This is a genomic window from Methylogaea oryzae (genome assembly GCF_019669985.1).
GTDB classification, from domain to species: domain Bacteria; phylum Pseudomonadota; class Gammaproteobacteria; order Methylococcales; family Methylococcaceae; genus Methylogaea; species Methylogaea oryzae.
The window spans coordinates 3,297,329-3,312,420 of record NZ_AP019782.1 but is presented as its reverse complement, the minus strand read 5'-3'; the positions used below and the strand labels follow the sequence as shown (position 1 = coordinate 3,312,420).

The window sequence follows — 15,092 nt, the reverse complement described above, 5'->3', positions numbered from 1 at the left end:
AGGGGGCCTGGTTGTTCCGGGGCGTTAACTCAATAAATCTCGATCCTAAGGGCCGGGTGGCGATTCCAACCCGCTATCGGTCCGAGTTACAGGAATCCTGCGATGGGCAGCTGGTGCTGACCGTCGATCGGGATAAGTGCCTGTTGCTTTATCCGTTGCAGGAATGGGAAGAGATCGAAAAGAAGCTGGATCGCCTGCCGACATTGGATCCCCGCGCCAAACTTCTGAAGCGGTTGCTCATCGGCCATGCCACCGAATGCGAGATGGATGCCCAGGGCCGTGTGCTGGTTGCCGAACCCCTGCGTAAATTCGCCGGTCTGGATAAGCGCATTGCGCTGGTCGGCCAGGGCAAAAAGTTCGAGATTTGGGATGAGGACGTGTGGAACACCAGTCGCGACGGGTGGCTGGAAGAGGCGGTGGGACTTGAAGACATGGCGGAATTGTCCCCCGAACTTGGCTCGCTGAATTTCTAAGCCGGCTTGTCATGCGTTTATCCCCTCATTTGCCGGTGCTGCTGTCGGAGGCGGTCGACGCGCTGTCCGTGCGCGAAGACGGCATTTACGTGGACTGCACCTTCGGGCGGGGAGGCCACAGTCGGGCCTTATTGGACCGGCTGGGTTCCAAGGGGCGGCTGGTCGCCCTGGACAAGGATCGGGACGCGGTGGAATCGACGGAAGCGCGCGCCTTATCGTCGGATAGCCACTTTACGTTGATACACACCGGCTTCGTCCGGCTGGCCGAGCAACTGGAACGCTTGGGGTTGCTGGGGCGGGTGGACGGCATCTTGATGGATTTGGGGGTTTCGTCGCCCCAGTTGGACACGGCGGAGCGGGGATTCAGTTTTATGCGGGACGGCCCGTTGGACATGCGCATGGACGTGGGGGCTGGGCTAAGTGCAGCGGAATGGCTGGCGCGGGTGCCGGAGGGGGAGTTGGCGGACGTGTTGCGGATTTACGGCGAAGAGCGTTTCGCCCGCCGTATTTCCCGCGCTGTTGTGGAACAGCGGACGCAACAGGCCATTGTTACGACGGGCCAGTTGGCGAGATTGATCGATCAGGCAGTTCCTCACCGCGAGCCGGGTAAGCATCCGGCCACCCGAAGTTTTCAGGCGATACGAATTTATCTGAACGACGAACTGGGCGAGTTGGAGCAAGGCTTGGCGCAGACGTTATCGGTATTGAAAGCGGGGGGGCGTTTGGCGGTGATCGCATTCCACTCCCTGGAGGATCGCATGGTGAAGCGTTTCATGCGCGATCAGGAGCGGGGATTGGCGCCCCACGCGCCGAAGTGGGCGGTGCCCGCGCCAACGCTCAAGCGCGTCGGCAAAGCGATTTATGCGAGCGAGGCTGAAGTGGCGGCCAATCCACGAGCGCGAAGCGCGGTGATGCGCGTGGCGGAGCGGCTGCCGTGAATACGAATACCTTGGTGCTGCTGGTGTTGGTGGTGGCGTCCGCCATCACGGTGGTTTACACCAAGCATACCGCCCGGGTGTTGTTCGCCGATGCGCAGCGCCTGGAGCAGGAAAACGAAGCGCTCCAGACCGAGTGGGGGTTGCTGCGCTTGGAGCAGAACACCTGGGGCGAACAAAGCCGTATAGAGCGCATTGCTCGCCTCCGGTTGGGGATGGAGTTGCCGGAGCGAAAGTCGATTGTTTATCTAAAACCTTGATATCGGGGTTGTTTGTGATTCCAGTGGCGGCCGAGACTAACGAACATTTAAAAGAGTATGCGAGCCGCTGGTGGTTCGTGTTGGCGCTTTTGTTCGTCGCCATGGTGACCTTGATCTGCCGCTCGGTGGAGCTGCAGGTGATCGACCGGCAGTTCTTGCAGCATCAAGGCGATTTGCGCCATATCAACGTGGTGTCCGTGCCCGCCAATCGCGGCAAGGTGCTGGATCGCCAGGGCGAATTGCTGGCCTTGAGCACCCCGGTCAAGTCCATCGCCGTCAATCCCAAGGAATTCGAGGCCAGCCCGCAGCAGCTCAAAGAATTGGCCGGGCTGCTGGGATTGGACTACCAGCACTTGCTGGCCCGCGTTTCCTATGCCTCCGGCCGCACTTTCGTTTACCTCAAGCGCCGCATGGATCCGGCCGTGGCTGAGCAAGTCAAGGCCATGGATTTGCCGGGCGTCTATTTCGAGCGGGAATTCCGCCGTTATTATCCGGTCGGCGAGGTGGCGTCCCACATCCTGGGCTTCACCAATATCGACGACAACGGCCAAGAAGGCCTGGAGTTGGCTTATAATAAATGGCTGCGTGGGGCCACCGGCCAGCGCCGGGTGATTCGCGACGGCAAGCAGCGCATCATCGAGGATGTGGAGGACGTTCGTCCTTCCGTGCCCGGCAAGGATCTGGTGCTGAGCATCGATCAGCGCCTGCAATATCTGGCCTATCGGGAGCTGAAGTCTTCCGTATTGCGCCATAACGCCAAGGCCGGCTCCTTGGTGCTGCTGGATGCCAAATCCGGCGAGATCATGGCGATGGTCAACCAGCCGTCGTTCAATCCCAACAATCGCAAGGAAGTCCAGGGCAGCGTCACGCGCAACCGCGCGGTGACGGACTCGTTCGAGCCGGGCTCGGTGATGAAGCCGTTCGCCGTGGCATGCGCCTTGGAACTGGGCATGTTCCGCCCCGATACCATGATCGACACCAATCCGGGCACCATGATGGTGGCCGGCAACGTGGTGCGGGACATTCACAACTATGGCGTGTTGGATGTGGCCCACGTGTTGCAGAAATCCAGCAACGTGGGCGTGACGAAAATCGCTCTGTCCCTGCCCGCCGACCGCCTGTGGGGCTTTGTCAGCGGACTGGGATTCGGCGAATTCGTCGGCTTGGGATTCCCTGGCGAGTCGGCCGGCAGGCTGCGCGATTACAAACATTGGGGGCAGTTCGAACAGGCCACGTTGTCGTTCGGTTACGGCGTTTCCACCTCGACCTTGCAGTTGGCGCGCGCCTACACGGCGATAGCCAACAACGGCATGTTGCCGCACGTATCGCTGCTCAAGGCGGAAAACAAAGACCCGCCGCAGCGGGCCATGAGCAGCGAAACGGCGCTGAAAGTGCGCACCATGCTGGAGCAAGTGGTGAGCCGGGAAGGCACCGCCTTGCGGGCCAGCGTATCGGGCTATCGCGTGGCGGGTAAAACCGGCACCGTGAAGAAATCCGCCGCTACCGGCGGCTATACCGAAGGCAGTTATCTGTCGCTGTTTGTCGGCATGGCGCCGGCCAGCGATCCCAAGCTGGTCATGGTGGTCATGATCGACGAGCCGTCGGCCGGCGAATATTACGGCGGCTCCGTGGCTGCGCCGGTGTTTTCCACCGTGATGAGCGGCGCGCTGCGTTTGCTGAATGTCGCCCCGGACCAACAAGAAAACGCGCAATTGCTGGAACAGAGCGAGGGCACCATATGATGGCGGCGCCCGTGGAACAAAATTTGATTTCCCTGGGCGAATTGCTGGAGGGTGGGGCGGTGCTCGGTCGCGAGGCAGCGCTGGCGGTGGCCGGCTTAGCGCTGGATAGCCGCCGCGTTCATCCCGGCGACGTATTTATCGCCCTGGCGGGCAGCCGTTGCCACGGCTTGGCCCATGCAGCCGAAGCCGTGGCGCGCGGCGCGGCCGCCATCCTGTACGAGCCGTCGGCGGGCGGCGCGATTCTGGCGCGGGAATTCGAGCAACTGCCTTGCGTGGCGGTGGTCGATTTGGCGGCCCGGTTGGGGCTGATCGCCGATCGCTTCTACGGCCGGCCTTCGCGGCGTTTGGACGTCATCGGCATTACCGGCACCAACGGCAAGACTTCTTGCAGCCATTACATTGCCCAGGCCTTGGGCGACAGCAAGCCCTGCGCGGTCATGGGCACCCTGGGTTGGGGTTTGCCCGGCAAACTGGCCAGCACCGCCAACACCACGCCGGATCCGGTGACCGTGCATAGCGCCATGGCGCAACTGCTGAGTCGGGACATCAAGGCGTTGGCCATGGAGGTTTCCTCCCATGGCTTGCATCAAGGGCGGGTGAACGGCGTGTCGTTTAAGGGCGCCGTATACACCAACATCAGCCGCGACCACTTGGATTACCACGGCCATATGGACGCCTATGTGGCGGCCAAGCTGGAGCTGTTGCGCGCGGACGGCCTGCAGTTCGTCGCGGCCAATGCGGACGACGCCAGTTTCGCCGCGGTGCGGCAAGTTTTACCCCAGAGCGTGCGCCTGCTGCCCTACAGCGCCTCCGGTTTGACGACGTTGGACGATGGCGCCGTCCTCGCCGCTCGCAACGTGCGCCAGGATGCCGGCGGTCTGGCCTTCGCGGCCCATTGGCAAGGCGAGGTTGCGCAGGTGCGGGCGCCGCTGTTCGGCTATTTCAATGTGGACAATTTGTTGGCGACCCTGGCGGTGCTGCTGGGGCTGGATTATTCGCTGCCCGTGGCGGCCGCGCGCTTGGCGGCGGTGCGCGCCGTGCCGGGCCGCATGGAGCGTTTCGCCAGTCATGGGGACGCGCCGACCGTCATCGTCGATTACGCCCACACGCCCCATGCGTTGGAAAGCGTGTTGCAGAACTTGGCCGGCCACTGTGGCGGCCGGTTGTTTTGCGTATTCGGCTGCGGCGGCGATCGCGACAAAGGCAAGCGGCCGGAGATGGGCCGTATCGCCGTGCGCTGGGCCGACCAAGTGGTGGTGACGGACGACAATCCGCGCCATGAAGACGGCGGCGCCATCGTGCAGGATATACTGGCCGGTTGCGGAGACTTGTCCAAGGTTGCAGTGGAGCGGGATCGCCGCGCCGCCATCGCCTGGGCGCTGTCCCAAGCCAAACGGGGGGACATGGTGCTGGTGGCCGGCAAGGGCCACGAAAGCACCCAGGAGGTTTCCGGGGTGCATCATCCTTTCAGCGACCGCGCGGTGGTGCGGGAGTTGCTGGCGGGGGTGGCGCCATGATGCGCTTGAGCGAAGCGGCGGCTATGGCCGGCGGCGTATTGCACGGCGCCGACCGGGAGTTCAGCGCCGTCGGCACCGACAGCCGCAAGACTCAACCCGGCGATCTATTTGTGGCGCTGCAGGGGCCGCGCTTCGACGGCAACGAGTATGCCATGGCGGCCAAAACCGCCGGGGCGGTGGCGGCCGTAGTGTCCAAGCCCGTGGCGGATATGCCGTATATCTTGGTGGACGACGCCCGTGCGGCCCTGGGCCGCTTGGCGGCGGCTTGGCGCCGCCGTCTGGCCTTGAAGGTCGTGGGCGTCACGGGCAGCAACGGCAAGACCACCGTGAAGGAAATGATCGCCGCCATACTCGGCGGCGCCGGTTCCACCTGGGCTACCCAGGGCAATTTGAACAACGACATCGGCGTGCCGTTGACGTTGCTCAGCCTGAGATCGGAACACCGCTACGCCGTCGTCGAAATGGGCGCCAACCATCCGGGCGAGATCGCCTATGTGGCGGGCTTGGCGCAGCCCGATGTGGCGGTTTTGAACAACGCCGGCGCGGCGCATCTGGAAGGCTTCGGCAGCCTGGAAGGCGTGGCGCGCGCCAAGGGCGAAATAGTTACCTCCTTGGCCAGTCAGGGTATCGCCGTGCTTAATGCCGACGACGTGTACTGGCCCTTATGGCGTGATTTGGCAGGAGGTCGCCAAGTCATCGCCTTCGGCTCGGCGGCGGACGCGCAGGTGCGTCTGCTGCCGGCCACCTTCTCTGGCGGCTTTTACGACGGTGCTTACGCCAGTGGATTCGTGTTGCAGTGGGACGGCCACGATTGGCCCATGCAGCTGGCTTTGCCGGGGTTGCACAACGCCTACAACGCCGCGGCAGCGGCAGCAGCCGCCCTGGCGGTGGGCTTGGATATGCGCCAAGTGCAAGCCGGCTTGCGCAACATGCGGCCGGTATCCGGGCGCATGCAGCCCTTGCGTTGCCGCGAAGCGTTGGTGCTGAACGACACCTATAACGCCAATCCCGCCTCTTTCGCCGCCGGCTTGGAAGTGTTGGCCGCCGCTCCGGGCGAACGCTGGGTGGTGCTGGGCGGATTCGGCGAGTTGGGTGAAAGCGGCGCGCAATTGCACGCCGATTTGGGGCGCCAGGCCAAAGGCCATGGCGTGACGCGCTTGTTCGCCACCGGCCCGTTGGCCGACCGGGCGGTGGAAACCTTCGGCGCAGGCGCCGTTTATTTCGATAAACAAGAGGATTTGATACGCGTGGTGCAAGAATCGCTGCATAAAGACGTGGTGATGCTGGTCAAGGGGTCCCGTAGCCAACGCATGGAACGGGTGGTGGAGGCTTTGTGCGGGGCGAAGGCGGCCTGACATGTTGTTATATCTTGCCGACTGGCTGGCCCAATATTTCGGCGTTTTCCGGGTCTTCCAATACCTGACGCTGCGCGCCATTCTCGGCGTGTTGACCGCTCTGGTGATCGCGCTGATGGTGGGGCCGGCCATGATTCGCCGCTTGAGCCGCTACAACATCGGCCAAAGCATTCGCGACGACGGCCCGCAGAGCCATTTTTCCAAGGCCGGCACGCCCACCATGGGCGGAGCCTTGATTCTGGTCGCCGTGGCCGTCAGCACCCTGTTGTGGGCCGACCTGAGCAACCGCTATGTGTGGGTGGTGCTGGCGGTAACGCTGGCGTTCGGCGTTATCGGTTTCGTCGACGACTATAAAAAACTGGTACTGCGCAACAGCAAAGGCCTTTCCGCCAAGCATAAATACTTGTGGCAGTCGGTATTCGGCTTGGGGGCCGCGCTGTTTTTGTACCAGTCCGCCAGCCTGCCGGCCGAAACGCAGTTGATCGTGCCCTTCTTCAAGTCGGTTGCACTCAACATGGGCTGGCTCTACGTGGTGTTGGCGTATTTCGTCATCGTCGGCACGAGCAATGCGGTGAACTTGACCGACGGTTTGGACGGCTTGGCCATCATGCCCACGGTCATGGTGGGCGGCGCGCTGGGCATCTTCGCCTACGCGTCCGGCAACGCCCATTTCGCCGAGTATCTCGCCATCCCCCATCTGCCCAAATCCGGCGAACTGGTGGTGTTCTGCGGCTCGCTGGTGGGGGCCGGGTTGGGCTTCTTGTGGTTCAACGCTTATCCGGCGATGGTGTTCATGGGCGATGTGGGCGCCTTGGCCCTGGGCGCGGCCTTGGGCGTGCTGGCGGTGATGGTGCGCCAGGAAATCGTGCTGATGATCATGGGCGGCGTGTTCGTGATGGAAACCGTGTCCGTCATGCTGCAAGTGCTCTCCTTCAAGCTTACCGGCAAGCGCATCTTCCGCATGGCGCCCATCCATCACCATTTCGAATTGAAAGGCTGGCCCGAGCCGCGGGTGATCGTGCGCTTCTGGATCATCACCGTGATCCTCGTGTTGTGCGGCCTGGCTACCCTGAAGTTGCGCTGAGAAAATCATGGCTATCACCCCGCAAACCACTGCGAACGACGCTCCGACCCTTGAGGCCATTGGCCTGCGGGCGCCGAGGACGCGCGTCGTGGTGGTGGGCTTGGGCAAGACCGGCTTGTCGGTGGCTAAGTTCTTGGCCGGCCAGAACATCCCGTTCGCCGTGGTGGATTCCCGCGAGCGCCCGCCGGCCTTGGCTGAATTGCGCGAACACTGCCCCGACGCAGCGGTCTTCCTCGGAGGGTTCGATCAGCCGGCCATGGCGGTAGCCACCCATTTGGTCGTCAGTCCCGGAGTGGCTTTGGATGAACCGGCCATACAGCGGGCCAAGGCGGCCGGCGCGCGGTTGTTGGGCGACATGGACTTGTTCGCCTGCATGGCGCGGGCGCCGGTGGTCGGCATCACCGGCTCGAACGGTAAGAGCACCGTCACCACCCTGGTGGGGGCGATGGCGCAAAAGGCCGGCGTCAAGGTCAAGGTGGGCGGCAATCTCGGTACGCCGGTATTGGAATTGCTGGATGCCGATGCCGAGCTCTACGTGCTGGAGCTGTCCAGTTTTCAGTTGGAAACCACGGAGTTGTTGCAGTTCGCGGCGGCCACGGTGCTCAACATCAGCCCGGACCACATGGATCGCTATCCGGATTTGGCTGCCTACGCCGGGTCCAAACAACGGATTTTCCGGGGCAATGGAGTGATGGTACTGAATGCCGACGATCCATGGGTATGCGAGATGCGCGAAATGGGCCGCCGCTTCTTTTATTACGGACTGGACGCCGGCCACTCGCCGGATTACGGCATGCGCGACATGGGCGGCGAATCATGGCTGACGGTTAAAGGGGAACCGCTGCTGCGTACCGGCGAAATACTCTTGAAAGGGCGCCACAATCTTTCCAACGCTTTGGCCGCCTTGGCCTTGGGCGACGCCGTGGGCTTGTCCCGCGCGGGCATGGTGGAGGCGCTGCGGAGTTTCCGCGGCCTGGACCATCGCATGCAATTCGTCGCCGAAATCGGCGGCGTGGCCTGGATCAACGATTCCAAAGCAACCAACATCGGTGCTTGCATCGCCGCCTTGCAGGGATTGACCGGCAAGGCGGTGCTCGTCGCCGGCGGTGACGGCAAAGGCGCCGATTTCTCGCCCCTGGCGGACGTGGCCGCTGAAAAAGTGCGCGGCGCGGTGCTCATGGGGCAGGATGCGGACAAGCTGCAAGCGGTGCTGCAGCCCGTGGTTCCCACCGTGAGAGTGGCCGATATGAAAGGCGCGGTGGCTGCCGCGCGTGACATGGCCCAGCGCGGCGATACTGTGCTGCTGTCGCCGGCTTGCGCCAGTTGGGACCAGTACACGGATTACGCCCATCGCGGCCGGACGTTCGCCGCGGCGGTACAGGAGCTGAGGCCATGAGCGTCGCGGTGTTGCGCCAAGGCGGCGATTGGATGCTGGTGTGGAAGCAGCGTCGTTTCCACGTGGACGGCGGCGCGCTGGTGGCGGCAGTCACCCTGCTGTTGCTGGGCTTGGTGATGGTGGCGTCCGCTTCCTTGCACTTGGGCGAAAAGTTGGCCGACGACGCGTTTTATTACCCCAAGCACCAGCTCGCGCACATTTTGATGGGGTTGGCGTTTGCCGTTGCCGCCGCCACGGTGCCCCTGGAGTTCTGGGAGAGGAAAGGCCAAACATTGTTCCTATTCGGCCTGCTTCTGTTGCTGTTGGTGCTGACGCCCGGCCTGGGGCGAGAAGTGAACGGCAGTTACCGTTGGCTGGTGATCGGCGGCGTGCGAATTCAGGTGTCGGAAATGGTCAAGCTCATTTCCGTACTGTTCATGGCGGGCTACATGGAACGCCGCATGAAAACCGTGCGCAGCTCCGTGTGGGGCATGGTGCGCCCCATGGGCGTTTTGGGCGTTGCCTGCGTACTGCTGTTGGCCGAGCCGGACTTCGGCTCTTCCGTGGTGATCATGAGCGTGGCGCTGGGCATGATGTTCCTGGGCGGCGCGCAGTTGTGGCAATTCGCCGTGTTGTTGAGCCTGGTGGGGCTGGCGGGCGTGACGCTGATTTACGTGTCGCCCTACCGCATGGTGCGAGTGATGAGTTTCCTCGACCCCTGGGCCGACCCCCTCAATACCGGTTTCCAGTTGACTCAGGCGCTCATCGCTTTCGGCCGAGGCAATTGGTTCGGCGTGGGGCTGGGTTCCGGCGTGCAGAAGCTGTTTTATCTGCCGGAAGCCCATACGGATTTCCTGTTTTCGGTAATCGGCGAGGAGTTGGGCATGGCCGGCGCGGTGACCATCATCGGCCTGTTCGCCTTCTTCCTGTGGCGGGCGTTCATGATAGGCCGCGCCGCCGAAGCCGTGGGCAAGCGCTTCGCGGCTTATCTCGCCTATGGCATCGGTTTGTGGTTCGGCATCCAGTCGTTCATCAATATGGGCGTCAACATGGGCGTGCTGCCCACCAAGGGCTTGACCTTGCCGTTGATGAGCTACGGCGGCGGCAGCATCATCGTTATGTGCGTGGCCGTGGCCATATTGCTGCGGGTCAATCACGAGGTGGTGGAGGCCAAGGGCCTGTCCATCAAGGGGAAGACGGTATGGCAACGCGTGTGATGATCCTGGCCGGCGGCACTGGCGGCCATATCTTCCCCGCCTTGGCCGTGGCCGAACAGCTGCGCCGCGACGGCTGCCAAGTGACCTGGATGGGCACCCGGACCGGGCTGGAGGCCAAGCTGGTGCCGGCCGCGGATATCCCCATCGACTGGATCGGCGCGGCCGGCGTGCGCGGCAAAAGCCTGGCTACGCGCCTGCTGGCGCCGTTCCGCTTGGCCTGGGCTTGTTTGCAAGCCGCCGGCATCTTGCTGCGGCGCAAGCCCCATGTGGTTTTGGGCATGGGCGGCTTCGTCGCTGCGCCGGGCGGCTTGATGGCCTGGTTGTTGCGCCGTCCCCTGGTGATCCATGAGCAAAACCGCGTTCCGGGAACCACCAATCGCATGCTCTCGCGCTTGGCGAAGGCGGTGTTGGAAGCGTTTCCCGGCAGTTTCCCGCCGGCGGTCGGTGCGCGGTGCACGGGAAATCCCCTGCGCGGCAACATCGTCGCCTTGCCGGCCAAATCGGCGAGCGACGCCGACCGGCCCTTGCGCGTCCTGGTGCTGGGCGGCAGCCTGGGCGCCAAGGCGCTCAACGAGCTGTTGCCCGAGGCCGCGGCTGCCGCGGGGGTTCCGTTGGACCTGCGGCATCAAACCGGCGGCGCGCTGCTGGACGACACCCGTCGCCGCTACGCCGACAAAGGCGTTACCGCACGGGTGGAGGCGTTTATCGACGACATGGCCGCAGCCTACGCCTGGGCCGATTTGGCCGTGTGCCGCGCCGGGGCCATGACGGTGAGCGAGCTGTGCGCCGCCGGCTTGCCGGCCCTGCTGGTGCCGTTTCCCTACGCCATCGACGATCACCAGACCGCCAATGCCCGTTATTTGGTGGATGCCGGCGCGGCCGAGCTGATGCCGCAGGCCAGCCTGGACGCCGCCGCCCTGGCGGCGCAGTTGCGGCGCCTGGCCGACCGGCGCGACCTGTTGGCGGCCATGGCGCGACAGGCCCGCGCGCTGGCCAAGCCAGACGCCGCCGGGCAGGTAGCCAACATTTGCCTCCAGCAGGTGCGGGCATGAGCGCCGTGGGCCGGGTCGAGGCGCGGCAGGCCATGCAACGCATCCGTCGGGTGCACTTCGTCGGCATCGGCGGGGTCGGCATGTGCGGCATCGCCGAGGTGTTGTTGAACCTGGGCTACCAAGTTTCCGGCTCGGACAAGGCGGAAAGCGCCAACACCCGCCGCCTGCAGGCCTTGGGGGCGGAGGTGAGCATCGGCCACGACGCCGCCTGGGCGGCCAAGGCCGATGTGGTGGTGATTTCCACGGCGGTGGCGGCGGACAACCCGGAGGTGCTGGCCGCCCGCGAAAGGCGCGTGCCGGTGATTTCCCGGGCGGAAATGCTGGCGGAGCTGATGCGCTTCCGCTTCGGCATCGCCATCGCCGGTACCCACGGCAAGACCACCACCACCAGCCTCACCGCCAGCTTGTTGGCGGAAGCCGGCCTGGATCCCACCTTCGTCATCGGCGGCAAGCTCAACAGCGCCGGCACCAACGCCAAACTGGGCGGCAGCGATTACCTGGTGGCGGAAGCCGACGAAAGCGATGCGTCCTTCCTTTACTTGCAGCCCATGATGGCGGTGGTCACCAACATCGACCTGGACCACATGGAAACCTACCAGGGCGACTACGGCCGCTTGCAACGCACTTTCATCGAATTCCTTCATCACCTGCCGTTTTACGGTTTGGCGGTGGTATGCCTGGACGATGCCGGCGTGCGGGACATTTTGCCGAAAATCACCAAGCCGGTGAAAACCTACGGCGTCGACGCGGCCGCCGACGTGCGCGCGGTGGATATCGCCCGCAACGGCTTGGCCTCGAGCTTCACCGTGCAGCGCGCCGGTCGGGACGATTTGCGCGTGACGCTGAATTTGCCGGGGCATCACAACATTCTCAACGCCCTGGCGGCCATCGCCATCGCCAGCGAAGTGGAGGTTCCCGACGCCGCGGTGGTCAAGGCGTTGGCGGAGTTCCGCGGCATCGGCCGACGCTTCCAAATCAACGGCGACATTCCCTGGGACGATGGCGTCGTGACCTTGGTCGACGACTACGGCCATCACCCCCGCGAAGTGGCGGCGACGCTGGAGGCGGCGCGCGGCGCCTGGCCCGACCGCCGTTTGGTGGTGGCCTTCCAGCCGCATCGTTATACCCGTACCCGCGATCTGTTCGAGGACTTCGTACAGGTCTTGTCCAAGGCCGATGTGCTGGTGGTGATGGAGGTGTACACGGCGGGAGAATCCTATATCCCCGGCGCCGACAGCCGCGCCTTGACGCGCGCCATCCGCGCGCGCGGCCAGGTGGACCCGGTATTCGTGGAAAGCATGGACGACATGGCGGAAGTGCTGACCTGTTTGTTGCAGGCCGACGACGTGTTGTTGACCTTGGGCGCGGGCAACGTCGGCCAGTTGGCGGCCGGCTTGCCGGCGGCTTTGGCGGGGAACGGCCGCGATGGCTAGTTGCTGCGCCCGTAGCTCCGATCATGCGCCGGCCGTTTTGCGGGGCGAATTGCGCCGAGGCGAATCCATGGCGCGTTACGCCACTTGGCGCGCCGGCGGGCAGGCCAAACAGTTTTACAGTCCGGCCGATCGGGAAGACCTCGTCGCGTTCCTGCGCACCTTGCCGCCGCAAGAGCCGTTGTTGTGGCTGGGGTTGGGCAGCAATTTGCTGGTGCGCGACGGCGGATTTCCCGGCACGGTGATATTCACCCGCTCCTGCCTGCTGGATTTGCGGCGTATGGAGGACGGTTCGGTGCTGGCCGAGGCCGGCGTGGCCTGCGCCCACGTGGCGAAATTTTGCGCCGAGCAGGGCCTGGGCGGGGCGGAGTTTCTCGCCGGCATTCCTGGCACCATGGGCGGCGCATTGGCGATGAACGCCGGGGCTTTCGGCGGCGAAACCTGGGATGTGGTGAGCAGCGTGGTGACGGTGGATCGGCTGGGGGTGGAGCGCGAGCGCGGCGCCGGCGATTTCCGCATCGGCTATCGCCAGGCGCAGGGACCGGAGGGCGAATGGTTTCTGGCCGCAAAACTGAGGCTGACGGCCGGCGATACGACGCAGAGCCGAGAGCGGATCCGCCAGTTGTTGGCCCAGCGTTCCGCTACTCAGCCGACGAACATGCCGAGTTGCGGTTCGGTGTTCCGCAATCCGGACGGCGATTACGCGGCGCGCTTGATAGAGAACAGCGGCCTGAAGGGGCGCTGTATCGGCGGCGCCTGCGTGTCGGAGAAACACGCCAATTTCATCGTCAACACCGGTGCTGCGACGGCCGCCGATATCGAAAGCCTGATCGAGCTGGTGCGGGCCGAGGTGGCGGCGCGCCACGGCGTCAATTTATCTACCGAGGTATGCATCGTCGGCGATAAGTCGTCCGTACGAGGGGAGATCAACAGTGGTTAAGCGTGTGGGCGATCCGGCGGCGTTCGGCAAAGTGGCGGTGGTCATGGGCGGGGCGTCGGCCGAGCGTCAGGTGTCCTTGTGGAGCGGCCAAGCCGTCCTGGCCGCTTTGCTGAAACGCGGCGTCCAGGCTGTCGCGGTGGACGTGGACGCGCATCCTGTGGCGCCGCTGCAGGCGGGGGAGTTCGACCGGGTGTTCAATATCGTCCACGGCCGTGGCGGCGAGGACGGTGTGTTACAAGGCGTTTTGGAGGCTTTGGGCTTACCCTATACCGGCAGCGGCGTGTTGGCCTCGGCGTTGACCATGGACAAGCTGCGCACCAAGGCCTTTTGGCGTGGCGTCGACATTCCCACCCCCGACTGGTATTTGCTGGACAGCGTGGCGGATGTGCCCCGTTGCGCCGAACGGCTGGGTTTTCCCCTCATGGTGAAGCCGGCCCTGGAAGGCTCCAGCGTCGGCATCAGCAAGGTGCATGACGTGGCCGAGTTGGAGCAGGCCTATGTCAACGCGGCACAGTTCGGTTGCCAGGTGTTCGCCGAGGTTTGCATTACCGGCGCCGAGTACACGGTGGCGGTGCTGGAAGACCAGGCGCTGCCCTTGATCCGCCTGGAAACGCCCAACAAGTTTTACGATTTCGACGCCAAGTATTGCGCGGACACCACCCAGTATCACTGCCCCTGCGGCTTACCGGCGGAACGCGAGCAGGCGTTGCAGGCGCTGGCGTTAAAGGCGTGCCGCTCGTTGGGGGTGGAAGGCTGGGGCCGGGTGGATTTGTTGGTGGATGCAGAGCAGCGGCCGTGGCTGATCGAGGTCAACACGGTGCCGGGCATGACCGATCACAGTTTGGTGCCCATGGCGGCGCGCGCTGCGGGCCTAAGTTTCGAGGATTTGGTGTGGCGGATTTTGGAAGGCAGTTTCCCTCCGGCCGCGTAGACATCGACCCGCCGTATTCCGAACGGGGGCCGTGGCGGAAGCTCGCTTTGCTGGCGGCGGTTGCGCTGGTATTGGGCGTCGCCGCCGTGAAGTTGCTGCCGGTGCGTTACGTGCGTATCGAGGGCGAACTGCGCAAGGTGGAGCCGGCGGCTTTGCAAGCGGCCCTGGAGCCCTTGCTGGAAGCGGGTTACCTGCGGGTGGATATCAACGCGGTGGATGCCGCCGTGCGCAATTTGCCCTGGGTGGGCGACGTGACCGTGACGCGGCTATGGCCGGAAACGCTGGTGGTGCGCATCTCGGAGATGACGCCTTACGCCCGTTGCGAGGACGGCAGCTTGATTAGCGAAAAAGGCGTGCGCTTCCGCGCGGCCGAGACGGAGGAAACGGCTAGGTTGCCGCTGATACACGGACCGGAAGGGCACGAGAAGCCGATGCTGGCCATGTTGAAGACCATGAACGCCAAGCTGGCGCCCTTGGGACGCCGTATTGCCGTATTACATCTCAGTAATCGTCACGCTTGGACGGTTAAATTAGAAGACGGTTTGGTGGTCGCCATGGGGAGGCAGGACGCGTTGGCGGCGTTCGATCGGTTCCTGACCTTGGCAACGTTGCTGGGCGCGGAGCGATTGCAGGCCGTGCAAAGGGTGGACCTGCGTTATCCCAACGGCTGTGCGGTGAGCATGAAGCCCAAGGCGGAGTTGAAGCTGGGCGGCTTGGACGCCGGGGCGAACGAATCATGGCAAGGGGTAGACCCAATGAAAAAATCAAAGGCGTAGAGGTT

General features: G+C 64.0%; 14 protein-coding genes. All 14 read left to right on the top strand.

The genetic code is table 11. From position 1 onward, the window contains the following. The first annotated feature begins 11 nt into the window (after positions 1-11). Positions 12-473: a division/cell wall cluster transcriptional repressor MraZ gene (gene mraZ / locus K5607_RS14615; RefSeq protein ID WP_054772849.1), complete on the top strand. Its 462-nt coding sequence runs from the start codon at positions 12-14 to the stop codon at positions 471-473. An 11-nt stretch (positions 474-484) separates the two neighbouring features. Then, positions 485-1,411 carry a 16S rRNA (cytosine(1402)-N(4))-methyltransferase RsmH gene (rsmH, locus tag K5607_RS14610; RefSeq protein ID WP_054772848.1) on the top strand — a complete coding sequence of 309 codons (927 nt, stop codon included), beginning with the start codon at positions 485-487 and terminating at the stop codon, positions 1,409-1,411. Further along, positions 1,408-1,668, top strand: a complete 261-nt coding sequence (ftsL, locus tag K5607_RS14605; RefSeq protein ID WP_082411352.1) for a cell division protein FtsL — start codon at positions 1,408-1,410, stop codon at positions 1,666-1,668. The genes rsmH and ftsL overlap by 4 nt, the downstream gene beginning before the upstream one ends. Before the next feature lie 77 nt (positions 1,669-1,745). Next, positions 1,746-3,410 (top strand): peptidoglycan D,D-transpeptidase FtsI family protein, encoded by a 1,665-nt coding sequence (locus tag K5607_RS14600; RefSeq protein ID WP_246599030.1) that lies wholly within the window; start codon positions 1,746-1,748, stop codon positions 3,408-3,410. After that, positions 3,407-4,927 carry a UDP-N-acetylmuramoyl-L-alanyl-D-glutamate--2,6-diaminopimelate ligase gene (locus tag K5607_RS14595; RefSeq protein WP_246598875.1) on the top strand — a complete coding sequence of 507 codons (1,521 nt, stop codon included), beginning with the start codon at positions 3,407-3,409 and terminating at the stop codon, positions 4,925-4,927. Before K5607_RS14600 ends, K5607_RS14595 begins: the two co-directional genes overlap by 4 nt. Beyond that, positions 4,924-6,282, top strand: a complete 1,359-nt coding sequence (locus K5607_RS14590; protein WP_246598874.1) for a UDP-N-acetylmuramoyl-tripeptide--D-alanyl-D-alanine ligase — start codon at positions 4,924-4,926, stop codon at positions 6,280-6,282. Before K5607_RS14595 ends, K5607_RS14590 begins: the two co-directional genes overlap by 4 nt. Position 6,283: 1 nt before the next feature. Continuing rightward, positions 6,284-7,366, top strand: coding sequence for a phospho-N-acetylmuramoyl-pentapeptide-transferase (mraY, locus tag K5607_RS14585; protein WP_221047446.1), 1,083 nt, complete (start codon positions 6,284-6,286; stop codon positions 7,364-7,366). Between the two features lie 7 nt (positions 7,367-7,373). Then, the gene (murD, locus tag K5607_RS14580; protein WP_221047445.1) at positions 7,374-8,762 is read left to right on the top strand and encodes a UDP-N-acetylmuramoyl-L-alanine--D-glutamate ligase; all 1,389 of its coding nucleotides are present in this window, start codon (positions 7,374-7,376) and stop codon (positions 8,760-8,762) included. Then, on the top strand, positions 8,759-9,958 hold the full coding sequence (ftsW, locus tag K5607_RS14575) for a putative lipid II flippase FtsW (RefSeq protein ID WP_054774005.1): 1,200 nt from the start codon (positions 8,759-8,761) through the stop codon (positions 9,956-9,958). The genes murD and ftsW overlap by 4 nt, the downstream gene beginning before the upstream one ends. After that, positions 9,943-11,010, top strand: coding sequence for an undecaprenyldiphospho-muramoylpentapeptide beta-N-acetylglucosaminyltransferase (murG, locus tag K5607_RS14570; protein WP_221047444.1), 1,068 nt, complete (start codon positions 9,943-9,945; stop codon positions 11,008-11,010). The genes ftsW and murG overlap by 16 nt, the downstream gene beginning before the upstream one ends. Then, on the top strand, positions 11,007-12,443 hold the full coding sequence (murC, locus tag K5607_RS14565) for a UDP-N-acetylmuramate--L-alanine ligase (protein WP_054774663.1): 1,437 nt from the start codon (positions 11,007-11,009) through the stop codon (positions 12,441-12,443). The genes murG and murC overlap by 4 nt, the downstream gene beginning before the upstream one ends. Then, positions 12,436-13,380 carry a UDP-N-acetylmuramate dehydrogenase gene (gene murB, locus K5607_RS14560; protein WP_054774662.1) on the top strand — a complete coding sequence of 315 codons (945 nt, stop codon included), beginning with the start codon at positions 12,436-12,438 and terminating at the stop codon, positions 13,378-13,380. Before murC ends, murB begins: the two co-directional genes overlap by 8 nt. Next, positions 13,373-14,311, top strand: a complete 939-nt coding sequence (locus K5607_RS14555; protein ID WP_221047443.1) for a D-alanine--D-alanine ligase — start codon at positions 13,373-13,375, stop codon at positions 14,309-14,311. The genes murB and K5607_RS14555 overlap by 8 nt, the downstream gene beginning before the upstream one ends. Beyond that, complete coding sequence (locus K5607_RS14550) at positions 14,272-15,087, top strand: cell division protein FtsQ/DivIB (RefSeq protein ID WP_221047442.1); 816 nt, start codon at positions 14,272-14,274, stop codon at positions 15,085-15,087. The genes K5607_RS14555 and K5607_RS14550 overlap by 40 nt, the downstream gene beginning before the upstream one ends. Positions 15,088-15,092: the final 5 nt, after the last annotated feature.

Excerpts from the sequence above, each read along its gene's own strand:
- murG (WP_221047444.1), top strand. The coding sequence starts at position 9,943 with ATGGCAACGCGTGTGATGATCCTGGCCGGCGGCACTGGCGGCCATATC.
- murB (WP_054774662.1), top strand. The coding sequence starts at position 12,436 with ATGGCTAGTTGCTGCGCCCGTAGCTCCGATCATGCGCCGGCCGTTTTG.
- K5607_RS14595 (WP_246598875.1), top strand. The coding sequence starts at position 3,407 with ATGATGGCGGCGCCCGTGGAACAAAATTTGATTTCCCTGGGCGAATTG.
- murD (WP_221047445.1), top strand. The coding sequence starts at position 7,374 with ATGGCTATCACCCCGCAAACCACTGCGAACGACGCTCCGACCCTTGAG.
- K5607_RS14590 (WP_246598874.1), top strand. The coding sequence starts at position 4,924 with ATGATGCGCTTGAGCGAAGCGGCGGCTATGGCCGGCGGCGTATTGCAC.
- murC (WP_054774663.1), top strand. The coding sequence starts at position 11,007 with ATGAGCGCCGTGGGCCGGGTCGAGGCGCGGCAGGCCATGCAACGCATC.
- rsmH (WP_054772848.1), top strand. The coding sequence starts at position 485 with ATGCGTTTATCCCCTCATTTGCCGGTGCTGCTGTCGGAGGCGGTCGAC.
- ftsW (WP_054774005.1), top strand. The coding sequence starts at position 8,759 with ATGAGCGTCGCGGTGTTGCGCCAAGGCGGCGATTGGATGCTGGTGTGG.
- mraY (WP_221047446.1), top strand. The coding sequence starts at position 6,284 with ATGTTGTTATATCTTGCCGACTGGCTGGCCCAATATTTCGGCGTTTTC.